At 67.4% G+C, this 24611-nt stretch carries 28 protein-coding genes and 1 tRNA gene; 13 read left to right on the top strand and 16 right to left on the bottom strand.

Translation table 11 applies throughout. The features are described from left to right. Both AC5Y7D_RS08120 and AC5Y7D_RS08115 read right to left on the bottom strand, forming a co-directional pair. A complete protein-coding gene (locus AC5Y7D_RS08120; protein WP_499923181.1) occupies positions 1–1605 on the bottom strand; it encodes a peptide ABC transporter substrate-binding protein in 1605 nt (534 codons plus the stop codon). A gap of 73 nt (positions 1606–1678) precedes the next feature. Then, positions 1679–2221, bottom strand: a complete 543-nt coding sequence (locus AC5Y7D_RS08115; RefSeq protein WP_499923180.1) for a DUF4232 domain-containing protein — start codon at positions 2219–2221, stop codon at positions 1679–1681. A gap of 67 nt (positions 2222–2288) precedes the next feature. Here AC5Y7D_RS08115 and acs point away from each other — a divergent pair, with 67 nt between their 5' ends. Then, positions 2289–4262, top strand: a complete 1974-nt coding sequence (gene acs, locus AC5Y7D_RS08110) for an acetate--CoA ligase (RefSeq protein ID WP_499922922.1) — start codon at positions 2289–2291, stop codon at positions 4260–4262. Position 4263: 1 nt separating this feature from the next. On the opposite strand, the gene AC5Y7D_RS08105 is transcribed toward acs, so the two are convergent. Then, positions 4264–4968, bottom strand: coding sequence for a S1 family peptidase (locus AC5Y7D_RS08105; RefSeq protein WP_499923179.1), 705 nt, complete (start codon positions 4966–4968; stop codon positions 4264–4266). A 222-nt stretch (positions 4969–5190) separates the two neighbouring features. On the opposite strand from AC5Y7D_RS08105, the gene AC5Y7D_RS08100 reads away from it, so the two are divergent. Together AC5Y7D_RS08100 and AC5Y7D_RS08095 are read left to right on the top strand one after the other, a co-directional pair. Further along, positions 5191–5733 (top strand): phage holin family protein, encoded by a 543-nt coding sequence (locus AC5Y7D_RS08100; protein ID WP_499922920.1) that lies wholly within the window; start codon positions 5191–5193, stop codon positions 5731–5733. Beyond that, complete coding sequence (locus tag AC5Y7D_RS08095; RefSeq protein WP_499922918.1) at positions 5734–6681, top strand: alpha/beta fold hydrolase; 948 nt, start codon at positions 5734–5736, stop codon at positions 6679–6681. It abuts the gene before it with no gap. Here AC5Y7D_RS08095 and marP read toward each other — a convergent pair. Genes marP through nth form a run of 4 tightly spaced genes read right to left on the bottom strand, consistent with a single transcriptional unit; the run spans position 6674 to position 10025 of the window. After that, the gene (marP, locus tag AC5Y7D_RS08090) at positions 6674–7867 is read right to left on the bottom strand and encodes an acid resistance serine protease MarP (protein ID WP_499923177.1); all 1194 of its coding nucleotides are present in this window, start codon (positions 7865–7867) and stop codon (positions 6674–6676) included. The two genes, AC5Y7D_RS08095 and marP, sit on opposite strands and share 8 nt — an antisense overlap. A 5-nt stretch (positions 7868–7872) precedes the next feature. Continuing rightward, complete coding sequence (locus tag AC5Y7D_RS08085; RefSeq protein WP_499922916.1) at positions 7873–8688, bottom strand: NUDIX hydrolase; 816 nt, start codon at positions 8686–8688, stop codon at positions 7873–7875. A gap of 6 nt (positions 8689–8694) precedes the next feature. Continuing rightward, positions 8695–9333, bottom strand: coding sequence for a TlpA family protein disulfide reductase (locus AC5Y7D_RS08080; RefSeq protein ID WP_499922914.1), 639 nt, complete (start codon positions 9331–9333; stop codon positions 8695–8697). Positions 9334–9344: 11 nt separating this feature from the next. Continuing rightward, positions 9345–10025: an endonuclease III gene (nth, locus tag AC5Y7D_RS08075; RefSeq protein WP_499923173.1), complete on the bottom strand. Its 681-nt coding sequence runs from the start codon at positions 10023–10025 to the stop codon at positions 9345–9347. A 173-nt stretch (positions 10026–10198) separates the two neighbouring features. Here nth and AC5Y7D_RS08070 point away from each other — a divergent pair, with 173 nt between their 5' ends. Together AC5Y7D_RS08070 and crp are read left to right on the top strand one after the other, a co-directional pair. After that, positions 10199–10606 (top strand): hypothetical protein, encoded by a 408-nt coding sequence (locus AC5Y7D_RS08070; RefSeq protein ID WP_499922912.1) that lies wholly within the window; start codon positions 10199–10201, stop codon positions 10604–10606. 107 nt (positions 10607–10713) lie between these two features. Then, positions 10714–11388 carry a cAMP-activated global transcriptional regulator CRP gene (crp, locus tag AC5Y7D_RS08065; protein WP_036362963.1) on the top strand — a complete coding sequence of 225 codons (675 nt, stop codon included), beginning with the start codon at positions 10714–10716 and terminating at the stop codon, positions 11386–11388. Between the two features lie 59 nt (positions 11389–11447). Here the strand turns inward: crp and AC5Y7D_RS08060 are convergent, their stop codons facing one another. Genes AC5Y7D_RS08060 through sp36 form a run of 3 tightly spaced genes read right to left on the bottom strand, consistent with a single transcriptional unit; the run spans position 11448 to position 12896 of the window. Next, the gene (locus AC5Y7D_RS08060) at positions 11448–12260 is read right to left on the bottom strand and encodes an MBL fold metallo-hydrolase (protein ID WP_499922911.1); all 813 of its coding nucleotides are present in this window, start codon (positions 12258–12260) and stop codon (positions 11448–11450) included. A gap of 6 nt (positions 12261–12266) precedes the next feature. Continuing rightward, on the bottom strand, positions 12267–12722 hold the full coding sequence (locus AC5Y7D_RS08055; protein WP_499922910.1) for a RidA family protein: 456 nt from the start codon (positions 12720–12722) through the stop codon (positions 12267–12269). Between the two features lie 12 nt (positions 12723–12734). After that, on the bottom strand, positions 12735–12896 hold the full coding sequence (sp36, locus tag AC5Y7D_RS08050) for a Sp36 family protein (RefSeq protein WP_099051178.1): 162 nt from the start codon (positions 12894–12896) through the stop codon (positions 12735–12737). Positions 12897–12938: 42 nt separating this feature from the next. On the opposite strand from sp36, the gene bagA reads away from it, so the two are divergent. Beyond that, positions 12939–13964, top strand: a complete 1026-nt coding sequence (bagA, locus tag AC5Y7D_RS08045) for an ATPase BagA (RefSeq protein ID WP_499922908.1) — start codon at positions 12939–12941, stop codon at positions 13962–13964. Positions 13965–13966: 2 nt separating this feature from the next. Next, on the top strand, positions 13967–15103 hold the full coding sequence (bagB, locus tag AC5Y7D_RS08040; RefSeq protein WP_499922907.1) for an ATPase BagB: 1137 nt from the start codon (positions 13967–13969) through the stop codon (positions 15101–15103). A 483-nt stretch (positions 15104–15586) separates the two neighbouring features. Here bagB and AC5Y7D_RS08035 read toward each other — a convergent pair whose 3' ends face one another. Beyond that, positions 15587–15937 carry a WhiB family transcriptional regulator gene (locus AC5Y7D_RS08035; protein ID WP_499922906.1) on the bottom strand — a complete coding sequence of 117 codons (351 nt, stop codon included), beginning with the start codon at positions 15935–15937 and terminating at the stop codon, positions 15587–15589. A gap of 362 nt (positions 15938–16299) precedes the next feature. On the opposite strand from AC5Y7D_RS08035, the gene ponA2 reads away from it, so the two are divergent. The 4 genes from ponA2 (at position 16300) to AC5Y7D_RS08015 (ending at position 21053) form a co-directional block, all read left to right on the top strand. Further along, positions 16300–18726: a transglycosylase/D,D-transpeptidase PonA2 gene (gene ponA2, locus AC5Y7D_RS08030; protein ID WP_499922905.1), complete on the top strand. Its 2427-nt coding sequence runs from the start codon at positions 16300–16302 to the stop codon at positions 18724–18726. A 56-nt stretch (positions 18727–18782) separates the two neighbouring features. After that, entirely contained in the window at positions 18783–19799 is a 1017-nt protein-coding gene (locus AC5Y7D_RS08025) for a metallophosphoesterase (RefSeq protein ID WP_499922904.1), read from the top strand. After that, positions 19796–20908, top strand: a complete 1113-nt coding sequence (cds1, locus tag AC5Y7D_RS08020; protein ID WP_499922903.1) for an L-cysteine desulfhydrase Cds1 — start codon at positions 19796–19798, stop codon at positions 20906–20908. Before AC5Y7D_RS08025 ends, cds1 begins: the two co-directional genes overlap by 4 nt. Before the next feature lie 71 nt (positions 20909–20979). Continuing rightward, positions 20980–21053, top strand: a tRNA-Pro gene (locus AC5Y7D_RS08015). 125 nt (positions 21054–21178) lie between these two features. Here AC5Y7D_RS08015 and AC5Y7D_RS08010 read toward each other — a convergent pair. The 5 genes from AC5Y7D_RS08010 to AC5Y7D_RS07990 form a co-directional block, all read right to left on the bottom strand. Next, positions 21179–21334, bottom strand: coding sequence for a hypothetical protein (locus AC5Y7D_RS08010; protein WP_499922902.1), 156 nt, complete (start codon positions 21332–21334; stop codon positions 21179–21181). A gap of 26 nt (positions 21335–21360) precedes the next feature. Further along, complete coding sequence (locus AC5Y7D_RS08005; protein ID WP_499922901.1) at positions 21361–21570, bottom strand: hypothetical protein; 210 nt, start codon at positions 21568–21570, stop codon at positions 21361–21363. A 25-nt stretch (positions 21571–21595) separates the two neighbouring features. Next, positions 21596–23017 carry a cytochrome P450 gene (locus AC5Y7D_RS08000; protein WP_499923170.1) on the bottom strand — a complete coding sequence of 474 codons (1422 nt, stop codon included), beginning with the start codon at positions 23015–23017 and terminating at the stop codon, positions 21596–21598. Next, complete coding sequence (locus AC5Y7D_RS07995; RefSeq protein WP_499922899.1) at positions 22965–23264, bottom strand: DUF4193 domain-containing protein; 300 nt, start codon at positions 23262–23264, stop codon at positions 22965–22967. The genes AC5Y7D_RS08000 and AC5Y7D_RS07995 overlap by 53 nt, the downstream gene beginning before the upstream one ends. 127 nt (positions 23265–23391) lie before the next feature. Further along, positions 23392–23709, bottom strand: a complete 318-nt coding sequence (locus AC5Y7D_RS07990) for a hypothetical protein (protein WP_499922898.1) — start codon at positions 23707–23709, stop codon at positions 23392–23394. Between the two features lie 145 nt (positions 23710–23854). Between AC5Y7D_RS07990 and AC5Y7D_RS07985 the strand changes: the two genes are divergently transcribed. Further along, positions 23855–24394 carry a cysteine hydrolase family protein gene (locus AC5Y7D_RS07985; RefSeq protein WP_499922896.1) on the top strand — a complete coding sequence of 180 codons (540 nt, stop codon included), beginning with the start codon at positions 23855–23857 and terminating at the stop codon, positions 24392–24394. 49 nt (positions 24395–24443) lie between these two features. After that, positions 24444–24611, top strand: coding sequence for a hypothetical protein (locus AC5Y7D_RS07980; RefSeq protein WP_499922895.1), 168 nt, complete (start codon positions 24444–24446; stop codon positions 24609–24611).

Below are 24611 nucleotides of genomic sequence, written 5' to 3'. Positions count from 1 at the left end.
TCAGCCCTTCACGATGTTCTCGTAGTCGGGCAGCCCGTTCCAGGTGGGCGTGACGTTGCTGACCTGGCTCGACCACCCGATGACACTGATGTAGTACCACAGGGGGATTGCGGGCATGTCGTGCAACAGGATTCGCTGGGCGACATTGGCCAGCGCATCGGCCTGGCGGAGATCCGGCGCCGCCTCGGCCGCGGCCAAAGCGGCGTCGAACTCGCGGCTGGAGTAGCCGACGTCGTTCGACCCGGCTCCGGTGGCATACAGCGGTGCGAGGAACTCGATCATCGACGGGTAGTCGCCGATCCAGCCGGCCCGGAACGCGGTGCCGATGGTGCGATTGGTGATCTGGGTGCGGAACCCGGCGAAGGTGGGCTGCGGGGCCCCGGCCGCGTCGATGCCCAACACGTTCTTGATGCTGTTGGCCACCGCATCCACCCACTCCTGATGACCGCTGTCGGCGTTGTAGGCGATGGCATACCGCCCGCTCCACGGCGACAGGGCGTTGGCCTGTGCCCAGAGTTCCCGGGCCCGTTGCGGGTTGAAGTCCAGGGCATCGTTGCCCGGGATGTGCGGATCGAATCCCGGCAACGAACTGGCGGTGAAATCCCTTGCCGGACTTCGCGTGCCATTGAAGATCTGTTGGCAGATCTGCGGACGGTTGATGGCCGCCGAGATCGCCAGCCGTCGCAGCCGGCCTTCTTCGCCACCGAAATGCGGCAGCCGCAACGGCGTGTCGAGTGACTGGCTGACGGCAACCGGGCCCGCTACGGCATTCCCGCCCAGGTCCCGCCGGTAGATCGTCAACGCACTGGATGGAATCGTATCCAGCACATCGAGATTGCCCGATAACAGGTCGGCGTACGCGGTGTCCAGGTTGGCATAGAACTCGAACCGCAGACCCTTGTTACGCGGTTTACGGTTGCCGTGATAACCCGGGTTGGCCGCCAGGTCGATCTTGACGTTGTGTTCCCATGCCGGCCCGTCGGGACCGTCGGCCAGCTGGTACGGACCGTTGCCCACCGGATGGCGACCGAACGCCGCCATGTCGCGAAACGCCCAGGCCGGCAACGGATAGAAGGCGTTGTGGCCCAGGCTCAACACGAAGTCGATGGTCGGCGCCCGCAACCGGACGGTGAATTCGAGATCGTTCACCACCCGCAACCCGGACATGCTGGTCGGCTTGCCGTCTCCGGGCGTCGCGGCCAATTCGTCGAAACCCGCGATGGCGCTGAAGAATTGTTGCTGCAGTTGAGCATTGGCGCTCAGCGCACCGAAATTCCAGGCGTCGACGAACGAATGGGCCGTCACCGGCGACCCGTCGGTGAACTGCCAGTCCGGTTTGAGCACGATCCGGTAATTGATGTTGTCGATGCTCTCGATCGACTGTGCGACTTCCGGCGACGGCCGGCCGGCCGCGTCATAGGACACCAGGCCGGCGAACAGTCGGTCGATGATGCGGCCGCCGTTGCTGTCGTTGGTACCGGTCGGGATCAGCGGGTTGGGTGGTTCCGCGCCGTTGACCACCACCGCGTCGGGTGTGAGGATGCCGCCGCCGCACCCCGCCAGGCATCCGGCTGCCAGTAGGGCAGCCAGCACCGCCCGCAACATCCGATGCACATCAGCGACGATAGAGCGTGCCGCCGCTGCGCGTCGGCGTCAGCGACCATAGAGCGTGCCGCCGCTACGAAGGCGGCACCGGCTCTATCGTCACTTGAGTGACCGGGTGCACCTGCATCTGACAGCTGTCCATAGCGACCGTCACGGTGACGGCCTCGGCCCCACCGGGCGGCGTGACGCTCAGTTCGGTGTACTTGGGGCACGGGTGGCCGGCGGCGTCGACGGACAGGCCCTCCACGACCGACTCCGCCCGCTGCGACGGCGAGATCATGACGGTGGGCGGCTCGTCGAGGTCACCCGGCAGTCCGCCCAGGTATCCGCGCGGGGTCGGCTGGGCAGCTATCGCCGATCCGCCACCGGCCGCGCGCACCGCGGGGTACCCGGTCAGCGTGCAGGGCGCGGCCCCCGGCGCCGGTCCGAAGATCAGCGTCACCCCGCGGTGACCGACGGCGGCCTCGGGCCCGGCGGCTGTCACCACGATCTGCCCCGACGAGCAGGGCGCGACGTCAGCAGGCGCGGCCCCGGCGGGCGTCGCTGCCGCACATCCGGTTGCGGCGGCCAGGACTGCGGTCAACCAAGCGCGCATCATGCACGGATTATCCGGCAGCGGGCGCCGCGTGGTCGTGAATCGACGCACGGGAAGAGCGAATGGCCGCGGCGCTAGGCTCAGATTCATGACCGGGACCGAATCGGATGGCACCCAACACGCCCCTGCCTACCCACCCCCGCCACAGTTCGCCGAACAGGCCAACGCCCGCCCCGAGCTCTACGAACAGGCGGAGAAGGACCGGCTGGCGTTCTGGGCCGAGCAGGCCGACCGGCTGTCCTGGGCCACGCCGCACAACACGGTGCTGGACTGGTCGGACGCGCCGTTCGCCAAGTGGTTCGTCGGCGGCAAGCTCAACGTCGCCTACAACTGCGTCGACCGTCACGTCGAGGCGGGCCACGGTGATCGGGTCGCCATCCATTGGGAAGGCGAACCGCAGGATCACCGCCGCACCCTGACCTACGCAGATCTGCAACGGGAAGTGTGCAAGGCGGCTAACGCGCTGACCGATCTGGGCCTGGTCGCCGGTGACCGGGTCGCCATTTACCTTCCGCTCATCCCGGAAGCCGTGATCGCGATGCTGGCCTGCGCGCGGTTGGGCATCATGCACAGCGTGGTGTTCGGCGGCTTCACCGCGCACGCTCTGCGGGCCCGGATCGCCGACGCTGCGGCCAAGCTGTTGATCACCGCCGACGGGCAGTTCCGCCGCGGCAAGCCGGCGCCGCTCAAGGAAGCCGCCGACGAGGCGGTGTCGGTCGACGACAGCCCCGTCGAGCATGTTCTGGTGGTGCGGCGCACCGGAGTTGACGTCTCCTGGGACGAAGATCGCGATCTGTGGTGGCACGACGTCGTGGACCAGGCCTCGCCCGAGCACACTGCCGAGGCGTTCGACGCCGAGCAGCCGCTGTTCCTGCTGTACACCTCGGGCACCACCGGCAAGCCGAAGGGCATCGTGCACACCAGCGGCGGCTATCTGACGCAGTGCGCCTACACGATGCATGCCATCTTCGACGTCAAGCCGGAGACCGACGTGTTCTGGTGCACCGCCGACATCGGCTGGGTCACCGGACACACCTACGGCGTCTACGGCCCGCTGTCCAATGGCATCACCGAGGTGCTCTACGAGGGCACGCCCAACACCCCCAGCCAGCACCGGCATTTCGAGATCATCGAAAAGTACGGCGTCACAATCTATTACACCGCGCCAACGCTGATCCGGACATTCATGAAGTGGGGCCGCGAGATCCCGGACGCGCACGACCTGTCGAGTATCCGGCTGCTGGGTACGGTCGGCGAGATCATCAACCCCGAGGCGTGGCGCTGGTACCGCGACGTGATCGGCGGGGGCAAAGTGCCGGTGGTCGACACCTGGTGGCAGACAGAGACCGGCTCGGCCATGATCTCCCCGCTGCCCGGCGTCAGCGAAGCCAAACCGGGTTCGGCGATGACGGCGCTGCCGGGCATTTCGGCCAAGATCGTCGACGACCACGGCGACCCGCTTGATCCGCCGGACGACCAGGAGGAAAAGGCCGAAACCCACGTCACCGGCTATCTCGTGCTGGACCAACCTTGGCCGTCCATGCTGCGCGGCATCTGGGGCGACCCCGAACGGTACCGCAAGACCTACTGGTCCAAGTTCGCCGACAAGGGCTACTACTTCGCCGGCGACGGGGCCCGTTTCGACCCCGACGGCGCGATCTGGGTGCTGGGCCGCATCGATGACGTGATGAACGTGTCCGGGCACCGCATCTCCACCGCCGAGGTGGAGTCCGCACTCGTCGGGCACCCCGGGGTGGCCGAGGCCGCGGTGGTCGGGGTTACCGACGACACCACCGGGCAGGCCATCTGCGCGTTCGTGGTGCTGCGCTCGAACTACGAAGTCAGCGAAGACACGGTCGCGGAATTGCGCGGTGAGGTTGCCCGCGAGATCTCGCCCATCGCCAAGCCGCGCGAGATCCACATCGTGCCTGAGCTACCGAAGACGCGCAGCGGGAAGATCATGCGCCGGTTGCTTCGCGACGTCGCGGAGAACCGCGACCTGGGCGACACGTCGACGTTGCTGGACCCCAACGTCTTCGACGCCATCCGCGAATCGAAGTAGGTCAGCCGACCGGGACGAACCCGGAGCCGGGGCGATTCTTGGCCACGATGTCGGCCAGGTCGGCGTTGATCGACATCACCACCGCGGGTGTGTGCAGCGGGATGTATTTGGTGACGCAGCTCGGCAGGCTGTCGCTGAAGGCGCCGTGGATCATCCCGACCAGCAGATTGTCGACGGTCACCGGAGCACCGGAGTCACCCGGCCCGCCGCACACCTGCATCAGGATGCTGCCCGGGTCCTGGCCCGGCCCCCAGGTGACACCGCACGAATTGCCGGTGGTGCGGCCCTGCTTGCACGCGACCTGGCCGAAGACCGGCTCCGGGCCGATGCCGTTGATGGCGAAGCCGTTGACGTCGTTCACCGGGTTCACCTTGGCCGGGTCGAACTTGATGACCGCGTAGTCCAGCCCATCATTGCCGGCCACCATCGTGCCGACCTGACCATGGCTCGCGCCGCCCTCGGCACCCTCGGCGGCGACGGGCGCGCCGGGTCCACCGCAGTGCGCGGAGGTGAATCCGATGAGGTCGCCGAACTTGTCATGACCGATAGCGGTCAGCGTGCACAGCGTGCCGGTGTTGACGACAATGCCGGACCCGCCACCGAGTGCGACCTTGTCGTCCGCCGAAGCGGTGTTCGCCGGCAGGAACAGAAGGCCCAAGAAAACGGCCAGGACGGCGGATTTCAGGCCGCTCAGCGCCTTCCGCAAAGTGATACCCCGTTCGGTTGTCAAAGATTGGAGTGAGGAATCTCAGACCAGTGGGTCAGTGTAGAGGATCAATGCGTCCGGTCCGCCGCACTTGCGACGGCCCTCGGCCGGCATCGTCCGGCCTCGTGCTGCCCTGAGGCCGCATGGCAACATAAACCGCGACGACGCGCACTGCGCGACTCGGTGGGACACCGTTGAGTCGCGAAACGGAGAGGACCGTCTGTGAGCAAACCCGATCGAAAGAACGGTGTACCGAGCACGCTGACCACCATTCCGCTGGCCGACCCGCACGCCAGGGCCGGCGAGCCGTCGGTCGGCGAACTGATCAAAGACGTCACCGCGCAGATGTCGACCCTGGTGCGCGCCGAGGTCGAGCTGGCGCGTGCGGAGATCACCCGCGATGTCAAGAAGGGCCTGACCGGCAGCGTCTTTTTCATCTCGGCTCTGGTGGTGCTGTTCTACTCGACGTTCTTCTTCTTCTTTTTCCTCGCCGAACTGCTGGACGACTGGTTGTGGCGGTGGGCGGCATTCCTGATCGTCTTCGCGATCATGGTGGTGGTCACGATCGCGCTGGCGCTGTTCGGCTTCTTGAAGGTCCGCAGGATCCGCGGCCCCCAGAAGACCATCGAATCCGTGAAAGAGGCACGCACGGCCTTCACCCCCGGCCATGACAAGACTCCGGCCGGGCCCAAGCAGCTGCCCGAACACCACGGCAAACACGAAAAGCCGGACAACAAGACTCCCACCGACCCCTCGGGCTGGTAAGTGCCGGCTCCAGATCCGTCGGTCGTCCGCATCGACGGGCCTTGGCGCCATCTGGATGTGCACGCCAACGGCATCCGGTTTCACGTCGTCGAAGCGAATTCCGGGGACGGGGCGGCCAGCGGCCGGCCGCTGGTGATGCTGCTGCATGGGTTCGGGTCGTTCTGGTGGTCCTGGCGTCATCAGCTGCGCGCCCTGACCGGCGCCCGGGTGGTCGCGGTCGACCTGCGCGGTTACGGCGGCAGCGACAAGCCGCCCCGCGGCTACGACGGCTGGACTTTGGCCGGAGATACCGCCGGACTCATTCGCGCACTTGGTCATTCGTCCGCGACGCTGATCGGCCACGCCGACGGTGGGCTGGCCTGCTGGGGCACCGCGCTGTTGCATGCACGGCTGGTGCGCGCCATTGCCGTGATCAGCTCTCCCCACCCGGCGGCACTGCGGCGGTCGACGCTGACGCGACGGGACCAGGGCCGCGCGCTACTGCCCACCCTGTTGCGCTACCAGGCGCCACTGCTGCCCGAGCGGATGCTGACCAGACATAACGGCGCCGAGATCGAGCGGCTGGTGCGCAGCCGCAGCGGTGCCAAATGGATTGACTCCGAAGATTTTTCGCAGACCGTCGAGCACCTGCGGCGGGCCATCCGGATCCCGGGCGCCGCGCACTGCGCGCTTGAGTACCAGCGGTGGGCGGTGCGCAGCCAGCTCCGCGGCGAAGGCCACCGGTTCATCAAGTCCACCGGCGCACAGCTCGGGGTGCCGCTACTGCATATCCGCGGCGACGCCGATCCCTACGTGCTCGCCGCCCCGGTCGAACGCACCCGGCGCTATGCACCGCACGGCCGCTACGTGTCCGTCGCCGGCGCCGGACATTTCAGCCACGAAGAGGCACCGGGGGAGATCAACCGGCACCTGATGCGCTTCCTGCAGAAGGTGCACCAGGTCAGCTGACGCAGGCTCCAGTGCTCACCGGCGCGGTGGCGCCGACTCGGGAAAGCTGGCCGGCCACTTCTTCGGCCGTCAGCACAAACCCGGTGTCGGCGTCGTCCACCGCAGCGCCGAACACCACGCCGAGCACCCGGCCCTCGAGGTCGATGAGCGGCCCACCGGAATCGCCCTGCTCCACATTGGCCCGGATGGTGTAGACGTCACGCGTTACCTGCTGCGGGCTGCGGTAGATGTCGGGCCCGCTGAGCTTGATGACCTCACGGATCCGGGCCGGGGTGGCGGTGAAGTTGCCGCCGCCCGGATAGCCCAGCACCACCACGTCGGTACCGGTCTTCGCGGGAGTGTCGTCGAACACCAGCGGCGTCGACGGCAGCCCCGGGGCGGCCAGGATCGCGATGTCCACCTGCGGGTCATAGGAGACCACCGTGGCGTCATAACTCTTGCCGTTGGCCTGCAGCGAAACGGTGCTGGACCCGGCCACCACGTGCGCGTTGGTCATCACCCGCTCGGGTGCGATGACGAATCCGGTGCCTTCCAGTACTTTCTGGCAACTCGGTGCCAGGCTGCGCACCTTGACCACGCTCGGCGCCGCCGCGGCAACCACCGGATTGTTGGCCAGCGCCGGGTCCGGCGAGGCGACCGGAATCACCGGGGTACGGCTGAACGGTTCCAGCACGGCGGGCAGCCCGGAGGTGTTCAGCAGGGCCGAAAGGCGCTTGGGCACCGTCTTCAGCCACGTCGGCGCCACCTCGTTGACCTCGGCGAGCACTCTCGAGCCGCGGACCGCGGCGGCCAGCTCCGGCTGGTCCTTCGATTGGGTCAGCGGCGTCGCCAGCAGCCAGGCCGCGGTCAGCACCACGATCAGCTGCACCGCCACGCCGATGACGGAGTCGATGGTGCGGACCGGCCGGTTGCGGATTGCGCCCCGAACCGCCCGCCCCAGCACCACGCCCGCCACCTCGCCGACCACCACGAGCGCCAGGATCAGGAACAGCGCCGCAAACAACTTCGCCCGCGGAGCGGCGATCTGGCTGACGATGTGGGGCGCCAGCAGCACCCCGGCAACCGCGCCCAGTACCACCCCGGCGAATGACAGCACCGAGCCCAGCGCCCCGGACCGCCACCCAGAGATCGCGGCGATGAATGCCACCGACAGGACGGCGATGTCCAGCCATTGCGAGGGAGTCATGGAGTTCACCGCAGCTCACCTCGCAGCCCGCCTGAGTCGTCGACCAGCATCATCGCGTCGTCCAACTCGCGGATGTCGTCGGTGTCCCAGGGCCGGGCCCAGCCCGCGACGTCGAGCACCGCAGAGATCACCTGGCCAGTGAAGCCCCACACCAGCATCTGGTTGAGCAGAAACGCCGGCCCGGCCCAGCGTCGTCCCAAGGTGCCGCGGTACACCATCAGCCGATTGTCCGGGTTGATGAACGCGCGCACCGGCACCCGCGCCACGATCGCCGTCTCGGCGTCGTTGACGACGGTCACCGGGCCCGGGTCGGGCGAGTAGGCCAGCACCGGGACGACGTGGAAGCGCGACGGGGCGATGAAGGTGCGTTCCATGGTCGCCAGTGGACGCAATCGGCCGACGTCGATGCCGGTCTCCTCGCGCGCCTCGCGCAGGGCCGTGGCGACGGGGCCGTCGTCGCCGGGGTCGGATGCGCCGCCCGGGAAAGCGGCCTGACCCGCATGGTGCCGCAAAGTTGAGGCCCGCACGGTCAGCAGCAGATCGGCGTCATCGGGGACGCCGCCGTCGGCCCCGCCGGACTCCGGCCCCGAGAACAGCACCAGCACCGCGGCATCCCGTCCACCCCGGCCGAGCCGCTTCGCCGCCGTCACCATCGCCAGCACGTCGGCCGGCAGGCGGCGACGGTACGCATCGGGTATCCGGTCGACGTTGTCGATCAACGGCCGTAGCCAGGCCGGGCCGGCATCAGGAGTCAGGGCGACCGTCCCCGGCTCGCGCGCGGTACCCGCACCAGTCACCGGCACCTCATCTGATTCGCTCACCCCGCCTCACTCCCCGACCGCGGCCGCAATCTCGTCGGCGCTGTCGAAGGCCCGCGGCAGGGTCTGCGCAACGCTACCGTCCGGCCGCAGCACCACCGTCGCGGGCATCACGTTAGCCACCCGCAGCGCCGCCGCCACCTTCCGGCGACCATCCTGCAGCGTGGGTAGCCGGACGCCCAGCTGCGCCAACCGCAGCAGGGCGGCTGCCTCGTTCTCGTCCTGATGCACCGTCAGCACCATCACGTCGGAGCCCACCCGTCGTTGATACTCGGCCATCGCCGGCAGTTCGGCAGCGCAAGGCGCGCACCAGTACGCCCACAGGTTGATCACCACCCGCCGGCCGGCCAGCGCCTTCGCCACGTCGACGGGCGCGCCGTCGCCCGCGCACTCCACCACGACCCCGCGCAGGGCCGGGGCGCCCTCCCCGGTCCCGGCGGGCGGACATGTCGCCAGGTCGGCCTGCCGGCGCGGCCCGGCCAGCGCCTGGGGGGTGTCGGCATCCCGATGCTCGCGCCCGATCGGCGTCCGGGTGGCCGCCGGCGACGCCGCGTCGTCGCGCAGCTGCGCCACCAGCGCCACCACCAGGGCGGCTACCACCGCCAGGACCGCGATGGTCCAGCGTGCGGCACCGGAGAGCCCCTTCATGCCGGGCGCGACTACAACCCGGCCAGGGCCAACAGATGGTCGGTCTCCGGGCCCTGGACCAGCGGGGCGGCCAGCAGCGGTTCGGTGGGCCCCAGACCGTAGGACGGACAGTCCTTGGCCAGGACGCACACCCCGCACGCCGGCTTCCGCGAATGACACACCCGGCGGCCGTGGAAGATCACCCGGTGGCTGAGCAGCGTCCACTCCTTGCGCTCGATCAACTCCCCGACGGCGTGCTCGACTTTGACCGGGTCTTTCTCGTCGGTCCACCGCCATCGGCGCACCAGCCGGCCGAAGTGGGTATCTACGGTGATGCCCGGAATGTCGAACGCGTTGCCGAGGATGACGTTGGCGGTCTTGCGGCCGACGCCGGGCAGCGTCACCAACTCGTCCATGGTGTGGGGCACCTCGCCGTCGAACCGCTCGACAAGAGCCTGTCCCAGCCCGATCAGTGAAGTGGCCTTGTTGCGGAAGAACCCGGTGGGGCGGATCAACGTCTCCAGCTCGTCGCGATCGGCCTGCGCGTAATCCAGGGCGTTCCGATACTTCGCGAACAACGCCGGCGTCGTCAGATTCACCCGTTTGTCTGTGCTCTGGGCCGACAATATGGTCGCGACCGCCAGTTCGAGCGGCGAGGTGAAGTCCAGCTCGCAGTACACATGCGGAAAGGCCTGGGCGAGAGCCCGATTCATCCTGCGTGCCCGTCGTACCAACCCGGTTCGGGTCTCGCTGGCGAAGCGCTTGGCGACCGCACTGGCGGGGACGGGGGTGGGCGTGGCCGGCGTTGCCGTGGTGCGCCCGGACGACTTAGCCGCTGACACCTACGACAGAGTACTGATTTCGTGATCTGGCTGAGATCTTGGCCATGTTTACTCTTTGTGTGCTGTGGTTGCTGGTGGCCTGCATTCCCGCGTTGCTGATGCTGGCGACGCTCGGGCTCGGGCGGCTGGAAAAGACGCTGACCCATGACACCGTGTCGGCCACCGACGTCGCCGATTTCCTGGACCATGCCGAGGCCGTCGACGTCCGCACGCTGGCCCGCGACGGAATGCCGGAGGCGTTGGAGCTGCTGCACCGCCGCCAGGCCCTCGGACTGCAGACCGCTGCGTCACCGCGAGCGCTGACCGGACGCCATCACGCCGAGACGTTTTTTGCTGCTGATGTCGCGGGCCGTATCGAATCGGGGCTGCCCACCCGCATCACGATCAGCAGGGAAGGCCGGTACCGCACCGACACGCAGGTCACGCTGTCTCGACACGTTAATCGTGTGTAGCGTTGGCAGGCCGCACCGTTTGGCCTACCTTTAGACTCGTGTCGGCCGTCACAATTTGGCCAGCCCGTATCGAGTTCGTCAGACACTGAACAGGCAGAAGAGGCAACGTGGACGAGATCCTGGCAAGGGCCGGAATCTTCCAAGGGGTTGAGCCCAGCGCAGTCGCCGCGCTGACCAAGCAGTTGCAGCCCGTCGACTTCCCCCGTGGACACACCGTTTTCGCTGAGGGTGAGCCGGGTGACCGGCTGTACATCATCGTCGCGGGCAAGGTGAAGATCGGTCGTCGCTCACCCGATGGGCGGGAGAATCTGCTCACCATCATGGGCCCGTCGGACATGTTCGGCGAGCTGTCGATCTTCGACCCGGGACCGCGGACGTCCAGTGCGACGACGATCACCGAGGTGCGTGCCGTCTCGATGGACCGCGACGCGTTGCGGGCGTGGATCGCCGACCGCCCGGAAATCGCCGAGCAGCTGCTGCGCGTGCTGGCCCGCCGGTTGCGGCGCACCAACAACAACCTGGCGGACCTGATTTTCACCGATGTGCCCGGGCGGGTGGCCAAGCAGCTGCTGCAGCTGGCGCAGCGGTTCGGCACCCAGGAGGGTGGCGCCATGCGGGTCACCCACGACCTGACTCAGGAGGAGATCGCCCAGCTGGTGGGCGCTTCCCGGGAGACGGTCAACAAAGCGCTGGCCGACTTCGCCCACCGCGGCTGGATCCGCCTGGAGGGCAAGAGCGTGCTGATCTCGGACTCCGAACGGCTCGCGCGCCGGGCGCGCTAGCCGCTCCCTCCGCGACACTTACGCCACGCACACGACGCGCCGGCTGAGGTGTGCGTGCTTTACGGGTCGGTGCGAGAGCTATTCCGCAGGTGGTTCAGCTGGACTTGCACCGACCACTCGGCCGCGTCCCACAGTTTCTCGTCGACGTCGGTATAGACGTGTTCGACGACCTGACGGGCACCGGCATCGTCGCCGAGCTGCTGCAGCGCCGCGCGCACCTGTTCCAGCCGCTCGTGGCGGTGCTCCAGATAGTCCTGCGCTGTTTTGCTCAGGTCCGGCAGCTCCGGTCCGTGCCCGGGCAGCACCGCCCGTCGCCCCAGCCCACGCAGCCGCTGCAGTGACTCCAGGTACGCGGTCAGGTTGCCGTCTTCGGAATCCATCACGGTGGTGCCGCGGCCCAGCATCGTGTCGGCGGTCAGCACCGCGTCGTCGAGCACGAACGACAGCGAATCAGCCGTGTGCCCCGGTGTGGACATCACCTTGATCCGCAGGCCGGCGGCGTCGATCACTTCGCCGTCGATCAATTCGCCGCCGAACCCACGCAAGAATCCGCTGCCCGCCGACCGCACCGTCGCCCCGGTCCGCTCAACCAGCTTGTCGATGCCGTCGGTGTGGTCCCCGTGCCGGTGACTGATCAGCACCAGCGTGATGCGGCCCAGGCCGGCGAGCCGCGCGAGGTGCGAGTCGTCGTCGGGACCGGGATCCACGACCACCAGCTCGTCGCTGCGCGGGCCGCGCAATACCCAGGTGTTGGTGCCCTCCAGCGTCATCAGGCCGGGGTTGTCGCACAGCAGCACCGAGGCCGTGTCGGTGACCGGCCGTAGCTGCGCGTAAGCGGGATGAGTCAGCACTTCACCCGCGGCCTCGGGCATCGTCGGCTACCCGACTTCGACGATCACTTCGACTTCCACCGGCGCGTCCAAAGGCAACTCGGCCACCCCGACCGCCGACCGGGCGTGCACACCGCTCTCGCCGAATACCTCGGCGAACAGTTCCGAGGCTCCGTTGACGACACCCGGCTGGCCGTGAAAGCCCGGGGCGGAAGCGACGAACCCGACCACCTTGACCACCCGGGTCACCGAGTCCAGACCCACCAGGGCATCCACGGCAGCCAGGGCGTTGAGCGCGCAGATCCGCGCGAGCGACTTACCGAGGTCGGGGGCGACATCGGCGCCGACCTTTCCGGTGTCAGGCAACTTGCCGTCGACGAACGGCAGCTGGCCGGCCGTGTAGACCAGGTTGCCGGTGCGGACCGCGGGGACGTAGGCCGCCAGCGGAGCCGCCAGCTGCGGAAGCGTGAGGCCGAGTTCCTCGAGACGGGCTTTTGCGCTCATCGATCCGGGCCTCTACTTGGGGCGCTTCAGGTAGGCGACATGCTGCTCACCGGTGGGGCCGGGCAGCACCGACACCAGTTCCCAGCCGTCGGCGCCCCACTGGTCGAGGATCTGCTTGGTGGCGTGGGTGAGCAGCGGAACCGTCGCGTACTCCCATGTGGTGGGTTGGGTCATGGTCGCGAGCTTATCCGGCGAAACCGCAACGGCTAGCATGCGATGGTGGCAAACACATCGAGCGGCGGCAGTTCCGTCGGGTGGCCCTCGCGGTTGTCGAAGGCCCGCCTCCATTTCGTGACCGGCAAGGGCGGTACCGGCAAGTCGACGATCGCGGCGGCGCTGGCGCTCACCCTGGCCGCCGGCGGTCGCAAAGTCCTGCTGGTGGAAGTCGAAGGGCGCCAAGGGATTGCGCAACTCTTTGACGTCCCGCCGTTGCCCTACCAGGAACTCAAGATCGCGACCGCCGAACGCGGCGGCCAGGTCAATGCGCTGGCCATCGACATCGAGGCCGCATTCCTGGAATACCTCGACATGTTCTACAACCTGGGCATCGCGGGCCGGGCAATGCGCCGCATCGGTGCCATCGAGTTCGCCACGACCATTGCACCCGGCCTGCGCGACGTGCTGCTCACCGGCAAGATCAAGGAGACGGTGATCCGCATGAACAAGGGAGCCAAGACTCCGGTCTATGACGCGATCGTGGTCGACGCGCCGCCGACCGGCCGCATCGCCCGGTTCCTCGACGTCACCAAGGCCGTGTCCGATCTGGCCAAGGGCGGGCCGGTGCACTCGCAGGCCGAAGGGGTAGTGCGGTTGCTGCACTCCGACCAGACCGCCATCCACCTGGTGACGCTGCTGGAAGCGCTGCCGGTACAGGAAACCTTGGAGGCAATCGAGGAGCTCGCCGAGCTACAGCTGCCGATCGGCAGTGTGATCGTGAACCGCAACATCCCGGCCTACCTCGATAACGACGACCTGTCGAAGGCCGCCGAGGGGGTGGTGGACGCGGACGCGGTGCGCTCCGGATTGGCGATGGCCGGAATCGAGCTCGAGGACACCGATTTCGCGGGCCTGCTCACCGAGACCATCGAGCACGCCACCCGAATCGGCGCGCGCTCCGAGAATGCGCAGCAACTCGACTCGCTGCACGTGCCGCGGCTGGAATTGCCGACGATCTCCGACGGCGTCGATCTGGGCAGCCTGTACGAGCTGTCGGAAGTACTTGCGCAGCAGGGGGTTCGGTAGACATGACGCAGATACACAAGCCGACAATGCTTGACATGGCCGCGATCCTGGCCGACACCGCCAACCGCGTCGTCGTGTGCTGCGGCGCGGGTGGTGTGGGCAAGACCACCACCGCAGCAGCTATCGCACTGCGTGCGGCCGAATACGGGCGCACCGTGGTCGTTTTGACGATCGACCCGGCCAAACGACTCGCACAAGCGTTGGGAGTCAACGATCTTGGCAACACACCTCAGCGCGTCCCGTTGGCGCCGGAGGTACCCGGCGAACTTCACGCAATGATGCTGGACATGCGCCGCACGTTCGACGAGATGGTGGTCCAATATTCGGGATCCGAACGGGCCCAGTCGATTTTGGACAACCAGTTCTATCAGACGGTCGCCACCTCGCTGGCCGGCACGCAGGAATACATGGCCATGGAGAAGCTTGGGCAGCTCCTGGCGCAGGATCGCTGGGACCTGGTGGTGGTCGACACTCCGCCGTCCCGCAACGCACTGGACTTCCTGGATGCCCCGAAACGTCTGGGCAGCTTCATGGACAGCCGCCTGTGGCGGCTGCTGCTCGCGCCCGGTCGCGGCATCGGTCGCCTGGTCACCGGCGTGATGGGTTTGGCCATGAAGGCGATGTCAACGATCCTCGGCTCTCAAATGCTGGGGGACGCGGCGGCTTTCGTGCAATCGCTGGATGCGACGTTCGGCGGCTTCCGGGAGAAGGCCGATCGCACCTACGCATTGCTGAAGCGGCGCGGCACCCAGTTCGTGGTCGTTTCTGCCGCCGAACCCGACGCCCTTCGCGAGGCGTCCTTCTTTGTTGACCGGTTGTCCCAGGAAGGGATGCCGCTGGCGGGGCTGGTCTTGAACCGCACCCACCCGATGTTGTGCCCATTGCCCGTCGAGCGAGCAATCGATGCCATAGAGAAGCTGGAGGCCGAAGCAGACGGTTCGCAGGCTGCGTCGCTGGCGTCAGCCGTGCTGCACATCCATGCCGACCGGGGCCAGATGGCGAAGAGAGAGATCCGGCTGCTGTCCCGGTTCACCGGCGCCAATCCGCACGTGCCGGTGATCGGGGTGCCGTCGCTGCCCTTCGACGTCTCCGATCTCGAAGCGCTGCGTGCCCTGGCCGACCAGATCACGTGCGCCTGATCGGTCCGTGACCTGCGGCGATACGCTGCTGTCGAGCATTATTTGACGCTCATGCAACGGCGATCGCAAACCACATCTGTATCTATTGCCCCAAAAACATCGCTGACCTGCGCGGATACCAGGTCACCGATGCTGAGCCCAGCTAATTTGTAATGAAACAGTAATGACGGGAACGCCTCTAGGCGCGTGGGCAAAGCATGCACCCGCGCCCCGCGGCGACTCCCCGGGCAGCCCCGGAGCGTGCGGCCACTCGCCAGATCAGCGAGTGCGCCGGATCCTCCGGCGACCTGCGACGATACCGCCCGTTCGCGCGGTTATTTGACGCAGCGTCAGCGGCGGCCGCCCGCGGACGGCCGTTCGGCCACCTCAAAACAGCTGTTGACCAGCAGAAATGATCAGAAACGAAAGCAACGGCCAGCTAAGCTGTAACGAAAAAGTAATGGGGAACGAGCCCCGAGCGGGGCGATGCCGGCGGGTCAGACGTCAGACGATGTTGCGGCGCTTGCGCTTGTCCAGGTAGTCCGACCAGGAGACCACCTCGGGGTGCTGCTTGAGCAGGGCGCGGCGCTGACGCTCGGTCATGCCGCCCCACACGCCGAATTCGACCTTGTTATCCAGCGCGTCTGCGGCGCATTCCTGCATAACCGGGCAGTGCCGGCAGATGACGGCGGCCTTGCGCTGAGCGGCGCCGCGTACGAACAGCTCGTCGGGGTCCGTGGCACGGCACAACGCCTGCGACACCCAGGTGATCCGCTCCTCGGCTTCGACGCTGCGGAGCAGGTTACCTGTGGACGTGAGGTTGGTCCTTCGTGCGCCCGGGCGTGATCCTGACACGAGCTGATCCCTTCCTTCCGGCCGCCGCTGAGCGGCCGCCCTCCTCGGGTACCAGCCGATGATTGCGATTGGGGCCACAATGTGCGCATCGGTGTTACCTGAATCTCACTGCGCTTATAAGTTAGGCGTTCGCATGCCAATTGCGCAACAGTCCGATAACGCTTTTTCTGGGACGTCCGTGCCGTCTTGTCCCGGCCGGCCGGGGAAAACAGCCTCGGCCTGTCCCCCTTTGAGGCTCTGACCAGTAATGTCGCAGCAATCGCACAGCTCACAGGGGTGGCGAAGCTGTTCAACAGTTGCTAAAGAAATTTTTTCCAGCGCACGGCGTGGGGGGGTGACGAGGGGTGGCTACTGTAGTACGCATGTCCGAGCGTCCCCCGGTAGCACTCACGCTGCTCAAGCTTGCCGGCTTCTGCCTGCTCGCCGGCGTGGTCGCCACCGCGCTGATGTTCCCCCTCGCCGGCGGCGTCGGCTTGATGTCCAACCGTGCTTCCGAGGTCGTCGCCAACGGTTCGGCTCAGCTCCTCGAGGGACAGGTGCCCGCGGTGTCGACGATGGTCGACGCGAAGGGCAACACCATCGCGTGGCTGTACTCCCAGCGCCGCTTCGAGGTGCCGACCGACAAGATCGCCAACACCATGAAGCTGGCGATCGTCTCGATCGAGGACAAGCGGTTCGCCGATCACAACGGCGTCGACTGGAAAGGCACGTTGACCGGGCTGGCCGGCTACGCATCCGGCGATGTCGAGACCCGCGGCGGTTCGACCATCGAGCAGCAGTACATCAAGAACTACCAACTGCTGGTCACGGCCCAGACCGATGCGGAGAAGCGCGCAGCCGTGGAGACGACCCCGGCACGCAAGCTGCGCGAGATCCGCATGGCGCTCACGCTGGACAAGACCTTCACCAAGCCGGAGATCCTCACCCGCTACCTGAACCTGGTGTCGTTCGGGAACAACTCGTTCGGCATCCAGGACGCCGCGCAGACCTACTTCGGCGTGAATGCCAGCGACCTGAACTGGCAGCAGGCGGCGCTGCTGGCGGGCATGGTGCAGTCGACCAGCGCGCTGAACCCCTACACCAACCCCGAGGGAGCGCTGGCCCGGCGGAACCTGGTGCTCGACACCATGATCGAGAACATCCCCAACGAGGCCGACGCCCTGCGGGCCGCCAAGGCCCAGCCGCTGGGGATCCTGCCGCAGCCCAACGAGCTGCCGCGAGGCTGCATCGCGGCCGGGGATCGCGCCTTCTTCTGCGACTACGTCCAGGAGTATCTGTCGCGCGCGGGGATCAGCAAGGAACAGGTAGCCCGCGGCGGCTACCTGATCCGCACCACGCTGGATCCCGACGTGCAGATTCCAGTCAAGTCGGCCATCGACAAGTTCGCTCCCCCGACGCTGAGCGGCATCTCGAGCGTGATGAGCGTGATCCTGCCCGGCAAGACGTCGCACAAAGTGGTCGCGATGGCCAGCAACCGCAAGTACGGCCTGGACACCGAGGCCGGCGAGACCATGCGACCACAGCCGTTCTCCCTGGTCGGTGACGGTGCCGGCTCGATCTTCAAGATCTTCACGACGGCGGCCGCCCTCGACATGGGGATGGGCATCAACGCCCAGCTGGACGTCCCGCCGCGGTTCCAGGGCAAAGGTCTGGGCAGCGGCGGCGCCAAGGGCTGCCCCAAGGACACCTGGTGCGTGGTCAACGCGGGTAACTACCGCGGCAGCATGAGCGTGACGGACGCGCTGGCCACCTCGCCCAACACCGCGTTCGCCAAGCTGATCTCGCAGGTCGGGGTGACGCGTGCGGTGGACATGGCCATCAAGCTCGGCCTGCGGTCCTACGCCAACCCCGGCACCGCACGCGATTACAACCCCGACAGCAACGAGAGCCTGGCCGACTTCGTCAAACGGCAGAACATCGGCTCGTTCACCCTCGGGCCCATCGAGGTCAATGCGCTGGAGTTGTCCAACGTGGCGGCCACCTTGGCGTCGGGTGGCATGTGGTGCCCGCCGAACCCGATCGACAAGCTTATCGACCGCAACGGCAACGAGGTGTCCGTCACCACCGAGACCTGTGAGCAGGTCGTCCCCGAGGGTCTGGCCAACACCCTCGCCAATGCGATGAGCAAGGACTCGGTGGGGAGCGGCACGGCCGCCGGATCCGCCGGTGCGGCCGGCTGGACCCTGCCGATGTCCGGCAAGACCGGTACCACCGAAGCACACCGCTCCTCCGGTTTCGTCGGCTTCACCAACCGCTACGCGGCCGCCAACTACATCTACGACGACTCCCCGTCCCCGACCGACCTGTGCTCCGGCCCGCTGCGCCACTGCGGCAGCGGCGACCTGTACGGCGGTAACGAGCCCGCACGCACCTGGTTCACCGCGCTGCAGCCGATCGCCAACAACTTCGGCGAGGTGCACCTGCCCCCCACCGATCCGCGTTACATGGACGGTTCACCCGCCGGGCGGGTGCCCAGCGTGGCCGGTCTGGACATCGACCAGGCGCGCCAGCGCCTGCGTGATGCGGGTTTCCAGGTCGCCGACCAGCCCAACTCGGTCAACAGCAGCGCCAAGTACGGCGAGGTGGTGGGCACCTCGCCCACCGGCCAGACGATTCCGGGCTCGATCGTGACGATCCAGATCAGCAATGGGATCCCGCCACCACCGCCACCACCGCCCGATGGTGGTCTGCCGCCGGAGGTCGTCGGATCGCAGGTCGTCGAGATTCCCGGCCTGCCCCCGATCACCATTCCGCTGCTGGCACCTCCGCCGCCGGCGCCGCCCCCATAGGCCCTGATCACGCGAGAGGCGCGCGTCGAGTCGGTTCCCGGCAGTATTCTGCGTGCATGGCTGACTTGCGTCCAACTGCCTCGCTCCTCGCCGGTCCGCTGCGCGGATCGGATCGTCGCGGGGTGCTTCCTGTCTTGGCGCGTACCGGTGCCGCGGCGCTGGGCTCCGCGGTCGCCGGGATCGGCTACGCCGCATTCGTCGAACGCAACGCGTTCGTGCTGCGCGAGGTCACCATGCCCGTCCTGAGCCCGGGCTCCACGCCGTTGCGGGTGCTGCATATCAGCGACCTGCACATGACACCGAACCAGCGGCGTAAACAGGCCTGGCTGCGCGAACTGGCCGGCTGGGAGCCTGACCTGGTGGTCAACACCGGCGACAACCTCGCACATCCCAAAGCGGTGCCCGCCGTGGTGCAGGCGCTGGGCGATCTGCTGGCCCGGCCGGGCGTCTTCGTCTTCGGCAGCAACGACTACTTCGGGCCACGTCTGAAGAACCCGATGAACTACCTGACCAACCCGGATCACCGAATCAAGGGCGAGCCATTGCCCTGGCAGGATCTGCGGGCGGCATTCACCGAGCGAGGCTGGCTGGACCTCACGCACACCCGGCGCGAATTCGAGGTGGCGGGTCTGCATGTCGCCGCCGCCGGCGTGGACGACCCGCACATCGACCGCGACCGCTACGACACGATCGCGGGACCGGCCAGCCCGGCCGCCAACCTGCGACTGGGGCTCGTGCACTCGCCGGAGCCGCGGGTGCTGGACCGCTTCGCCGCCGACGGCTACCAGCTGATCATGGCCGGCCACACCCACGGCGGACAGCTGTGCCTGCCGTTCTACGGCGCGCTGGTCACCAACTGCGGCCTGGACCGCTCGCGGGCCAAGGGTGTCTCCCAGTGGGGCTCGAACACTCGGCTGCACGTCTCGGCGGGGATCGGCACCTCACCGTTCGCGCCGGTGCGGTTCTGCTGCCGGCCTGAGGCGACCCTGCTGACGTTGATCGCGACCCCGATGGGTGGCCGCGATTCGACGAGCAACCTGGGGCGTTCACAGCCAACCATGTCGGTACGTTGACGCAGACGCGGGTTGCGGACCGGAGTCTCTCCCGGAGCTGGACCGACAATGCGATCAGGCTGATCGAAGCGGACGCCCGGCGCAGCGCCGACACCCATCTGCTGCGTTATCCGCTGCCTTCGGCGTGGGCCGGCAGCGGTCCCGGGGCCGACGTACAGCTCTACCTCAAGGACGAGACGACACACATCACCGGAAGCCTGAAGCACCGACTGGCTCGATCGCTGTTTCTCTACGCGCTGTGCAACGGGTGGATCGGTGAGGGCACGACGGTGGTCGAAGCCTCCTCGGGTTCCACCGCGGTGTCGGAGGCCTATTTCGCGGCGATGCTGGGTTTGCCGTTCGTCGCGGTGATGCCGGCGGCGACCAGCGCATCCAAGATCGCGTTGATCGAATCACAGGGCGGCCGTTGCCATTTCGTGCAGCGGGCGAGCGAGGTGTACGCCGAGGCGGCCCGGGTTGCCGAGGAGACCGGCGGCCACTATCTGGACCAGTTCACCAACGCGGAACGGGCTACCGACTGGCGCGGCAACAACAACATCGCCGAGTCGATCTATCTGCAGATGGCCTACGAGGCGCATCCCATCCCCGCCTGGATCGTGGTGGGCGCCGGTACCGGCGGAACCAGCGCCACCATCGGCCGCTATATCCGCTATCGCCGGCACGCCACCCAGCTGTGCGTCGTCGACCCGGAGAACTCCGCGTTCTTTCCGGCCTATGCCGAGCATCGGCCGGATCTCGTCACGGGCGCGTCATCGCGGATCGAGGGCATCGGCCGGCCGCGGGTCGAACCGTCGTTTCTGCCGTCGGTGGTCGACCGGATGGTCGCGGTGCCCGACGCGGCTTCGATCGCCGCCGCCCGCCACGTGAGCGCGGTGCTGGGGCGCCGGGTGGGCCCGTCGACCGGCACCAACCTCTGGGGAGCGTTCGGCCTGCTGGCGGAGATGGTTGCGGCCGGCCGCGCCGGTTCGGTGGTGACGCTGCTGGCCGATAGCGGCGACCGGTACGCCGACACCTACTTCGACGACCAGTGGGTCGCCGACGCCGGGCTGGATCCCAGCGGCCCCGCCCGGGCACTGGCCGAATTCGAACGCTCCTGCCGCTGGGACTGAATCTATGCAGGGCGGCGACCGGCCGTTTGGGAATTGGCTGGTCCCGTGCGATAGGCTGTCGAGGCTTCAAGCGGGGTGTGGCGCAGCTTGGTAGCGCGCTTCGTTCGGGACGAAGAGGCCGTGGGTTCGAATCCCGCCACCCCGACTCAGTTCGAGCTTTCGTCAGCAGGCCGCCCGGAACCGCTCGGGGTGATGAAAAGCGCGTCGGACCGAAACCGCTTCGCTGCGGTTCCGGTCCGACGCAACTAGTTCAGCGCGCAGGCGAGTGCGCTAGAACCAGACTTTTCGGCCACCCACCGGGCGCCCGACCGCACCCAGAATCCACAGAATCACACCGACGAGCACGAGTATGCCGCCGATTGTGTAGAGAATTGGGATACCGGCGAAATAGCCGATCAGCAGCAGAATAATTCCCAGGATGATCACGTCGCGCCCCTTCTGTTGAACGCTGTCTAATTGGCCGATCCAATGTGGGAGTACCCCGGATTTGGGCGTCCAATCACTACGGACGGCGCCACCCACGCGGCCGAGATCACCAGCGCCAGAATTGCCTCGCGCCGGCCCTTGGCGCCGGTTTCGGGCTGGGTCAAGGCGGCGATCGCGCAGAACACCCCTAACACCACCGCCCCGACGATGCTGAATGCCCAGTGCCGCGGACGCATAGTTCTGATTGGTGTCTGAAAGGCTCTAGCCGAATTCTTGCAGCGGCCGAAACCGAACCCGGGTGCCGCGGCGCGGAACAAGCATGATGGAGCGGCGCACCACCTTTTCCGGCCGGGAATCGACGGCGGTGAACTCACCCTCACGCAGCAACACGTGCAGCACGGTGATCAGCTCCCGCATCGAGAATGCGGCCCCCAGACAGCGTTTCACCCCGCCGCCGAATGGGAGCCAGGCATAGGTCTGGGGCCGGGCATCCAGGAATCGCTCCGGCCAGAACTCCCGGGGCCGCTGGTAGACGGCAGGATCGCGGTTGACGGCGATGATGTGCACCACGATCCGCGTTCCCGCGGCAATCAGATAGCCACCGAGGCGAAACGGCTGCGCCGCCACCCGCGAGGTGAGCGGTGCGGGCGGGCGTAGCCGCAGCGTCTCGTCGATCACCGCCGTCGTGAAAGCCTCTCCCCCGTGCACGGCCTCGTCGCGCACCCGCCGCAGCGCATCGGGATGATGCAGCAGCAGGTCGAACACCCAGGCCAATGTGGTCGCGGTGGTTTCGTGGCCGGCCAACATCAAGGTGATGAGGTCATCGCGAATCTCGCTGTCCGACAAGCCTCTTCCGTCGTCTCCGCGGGCACACATGAGCAGGGCCAGGATGTCGCGCTGCCCGGCCAGGCCCGGGTCGTCGCGGCGCGCGGCGATGAGCGGCATGACGACGTCGTCGATCTCCCGGTTGGCCCGCGCCCTGGCCGGCCAGACCCGCAACGTGCCGAGACCACGCAACGCGTAGCGCACGGTCAACTGCTCGGATACGCCGAGTTTCAGCAATTGTTCGAACGGCCGGCCCAGTCGCCGCACTTCGTCGGGGTCCTCGACACCGAAGATGACCCTGACGATGACGTCGAGCATCAATGCCCGCGCGGCGTGCAACATCTCGAACGGACGGTCGAGCGGCCACTGGCGCATGGCCGCGCGCGTCGATGCCTCGATGATCGGCACGTGAGCGCTCAGGGCGGCGCCGTGCAAAGGGGGGGTCAGAAGTTTCCGTCGCCGCAGGTGCTCGGGTTCCTCTTGCACGAACATGGATCCGGACCCGTAGATGGCCGCCGCGGGCCCCACTCCCTCCCCGCCGAGCAGCACCTCCGTCGGGGCGGTGAAAACCTCCTTGGCCAGCGCCGGGTCTGAGACGATCGCCACGTCACCCAGGCTCAGAATCGGCATCGTCATGACCGGCCCGTACCGGGCGATCAGCCGCAACATCCGTCGCTCCCCGCCCAGCAGATAGGCCAGGGCGTACGTCGCGGCGAAGACGCCACGGAACCCGCGCGGAGCAGGAAGTCCGGGAGGCGGGCTCACACGCAGCGATTGTCCTCCCCGCCGCGCCGAGAGCGAAGCGTCACACGCAGTCGGCGCAGATCTGGCGTCCGCCGCTCGACACGCGCAGCCGATTGCGGTGCTGCACCAGGAAGCAGGACGAGCAGGTGAACTCGTCGGAGCGCTTGGGGATCACCACGACGGACAACTCCTCGCCGGACAGGTCAGCACCCGGCAGTTCGAAGAAGAGCGAGTCGTTGGGGTCGTCGTCGACCACTGCCGTGGTCAGCTTCGGCACTGGGCCCAGGTCACCAAGAGCGGGGTGGTCCGCGGCGTCGGCATCGGTCACGCGGCGGGCGTCGTAGTCGCTGAGGGTCGTCATGGCAGTCCTTCCTGCGGAGGGGGCTGGGCTTCCCCCGCGGGTCGCCCGTTGGCACAGGCAGTACCCCATTCGGAAGCGCCCCACACACCTTCAAGCAAGAAGAATTCGCCCGTGTGCTAAGGGCCCGTCAGCGCGAGGTCAGTTGCAGCACCGGCCACCCGCCCGCAGCGGGCGGCACCTGGTCCGAGCCGGCACGTTGACGACGCATGGCCGCCCGCTGATTGCGCGCCACCCACCCCAGGCCGAACCAGGGCGACATGATTGCGACCACGAGCGACACTCCCGCGAACAGCTCGTGTCCGCCCGCCATGGCCACCAGGCCGATCACCAGGCCCACCGCCCAGATCGCCGCGGCCACCAGGCCCGGCACGCTGATGGTCCGCTCGCCGGAGTCGCTGCTCATGGCCGGCCCTGCCGCGAGCGGCTCTGTCGCGATGTAACCCATGCTCACTCCCACGCGAGACGAAGGAAAAATACTCAGGCTACTATATCTTATAGATATAGTTTCTGCGCTGGCTATTTTCGTGCAGCGGACTCAAGGATCGCTCACCGTCCTGTTGAGTTGCCCGAGAGCGGGGTACAAGTCGACTGTGAGTGATACCGCTGTGCTGATCATCGACATGTTCAACGACTACGACCATCCTGACGGCGAGCAGCTGGCCGACAACGTCGCCAAGATCATCGATCCGCTCGTCGGGCTGATCAACGATGCACGCGACCACGACGGTGTCGACCTGATCTACGTCAACGACAACCACGGTGACTTCACCGCCGACCATCACACGATCATCTCCGGCGCGGTGGACGGCAAGCGCCCCGAGTTGGTCAAGCCGTTGGTGCCGCCGTCCGACACCTGCATCCTGACGAAGGTGCGACACAGCGTCTTCTACTCCACGGCACTCGACTACCTGCTGGACCGGTTGAAGACCCGGCGCCTGGTGCTGGCCGGACAGGTCACCGAGCAGTGCGTTCTCTACAGCGCGCTCGACGGCTACCTGCGCCACTACGACGTGGTGGTTCCAGCCGACGCCGTCGCGCACATCGACGAGGGACTCGGTGCGGCCGCGCTGAAGATGATGGAACGCAATATGGGCGCTGAGCTGGTGCCCGCCGCACGCTGCCTGCCCTAGCGCCGACCGCAGGCCGGCCCGCCAAACCAAAGACCCGAAGGAGGTCGTGATGACCGGTGGCAAACAGCGGAGCGAAGGAGACGGGGCGGGCGACGAGCACGTCGCGAACTCCCGCGACGGCCGCGACGACGACGGCGACTACGTGGGACGCACGGCCGCCGACGACGACTTCGACGCCGGGATGACGGGCGCTGAGGCGCGCAGCCAGCAGGAGTGA

Source organism: Mycobacterium sp. NGS49 (assembly GCF_059812565.1).
This window is presented reverse-complemented; position numbering and strand designations above follow the sequence as displayed.

What these genes read in the sequence shown, in the direction of transcription:
- AC5Y7D_RS08120 (WP_499923181.1), bottom strand. Translation starts at nt 1,605, where the DNA reads ATGTTGCGGGCGGTGCTGGCTGCCCTACTGGCAGCCGGATGCCTGGCG.
- acs (WP_499922922.1), top strand. Translation starts at nt 2,289, where the DNA reads ATGACCGGGACCGAATCGGATGGCACCCAACACGCCCCTGCCTACCCA.
- marP (WP_499923177.1), bottom strand. Translation starts at nt 7,867, where the DNA reads ATGACTCCCTCGCAATGGCTGGACATCGCCGTCCTGTCGGTGGCATTC.
- AC5Y7D_RS08080 (WP_499922914.1), bottom strand. Translation starts at nt 9,333, where the DNA reads ATGAAGGGGCTCTCCGGTGCCGCACGCTGGACCATCGCGGTCCTGGCG.
- nth (WP_499923173.1), bottom strand. Translation starts at nt 10,025, where the DNA reads ATGAATCGGGCTCTCGCCCAGGCCTTTCCGCATGTGTACTGCGAGCTG.
- AC5Y7D_RS08070 (WP_499922912.1), top strand. Translation starts at nt 10,199, where the DNA reads ATGTTTACTCTTTGTGTGCTGTGGTTGCTGGTGGCCTGCATTCCCGCG.
- AC5Y7D_RS08060 (WP_499922911.1), bottom strand. Translation starts at nt 12,260, where the DNA reads ATGCCCGAGGCCGCGGGTGAAGTGCTGACTCATCCCGCTTACGCGCAG.
- AC5Y7D_RS08055 (WP_499922910.1), bottom strand. Translation starts at nt 12,722, where the DNA reads ATGAGCGCAAAAGCCCGTCTCGAGGAACTCGGCCTCACGCTTCCGCAG.
- sp36 (WP_099051178.1), bottom strand. Translation starts at nt 12,896, where the DNA reads ATGACCCAACCCACCACATGGGAGTACGCGACGGTTCCGCTGCTCACC.
- bagA (WP_499922908.1), top strand. Translation starts at nt 12,939, where the DNA reads ATGGTGGCAAACACATCGAGCGGCGGCAGTTCCGTCGGGTGGCCCTCG.
- bagB (WP_499922907.1), top strand. Translation starts at nt 13,967, where the DNA reads ATGACGCAGATACACAAGCCGACAATGCTTGACATGGCCGCGATCCTG.
- ponA2 (WP_499922905.1), top strand. Translation starts at nt 16,300, where the DNA reads ATGTCCGAGCGTCCCCCGGTAGCACTCACGCTGCTCAAGCTTGCCGGC.
- AC5Y7D_RS08025 (WP_499922904.1), top strand. Translation starts at nt 18,783, where the DNA reads ATGGCTGACTTGCGTCCAACTGCCTCGCTCCTCGCCGGTCCGCTGCGC.
- AC5Y7D_RS08005 (WP_499922901.1), bottom strand. Translation starts at nt 21,570, where the DNA reads ATGCGTCCGCGGCACTGGGCATTCAGCATCGTCGGGGCGGTGGTGTTA.
- AC5Y7D_RS07995 (WP_499922899.1), bottom strand. Translation starts at nt 23,264, where the DNA reads ATGACGACCCTCAGCGACTACGACGCCCGCCGCGTGACCGATGCCGAC.
- AC5Y7D_RS07990 (WP_499922898.1), bottom strand. Translation starts at nt 23,709, where the DNA reads ATGGGTTACATCGCGACAGAGCCGCTCGCGGCAGGGCCGGCCATGAGC.
- AC5Y7D_RS07980 (WP_499922895.1), top strand. Translation starts at nt 24,444, where the DNA reads ATGACCGGTGGCAAACAGCGGAGCGAAGGAGACGGGGCGGGCGACGAG.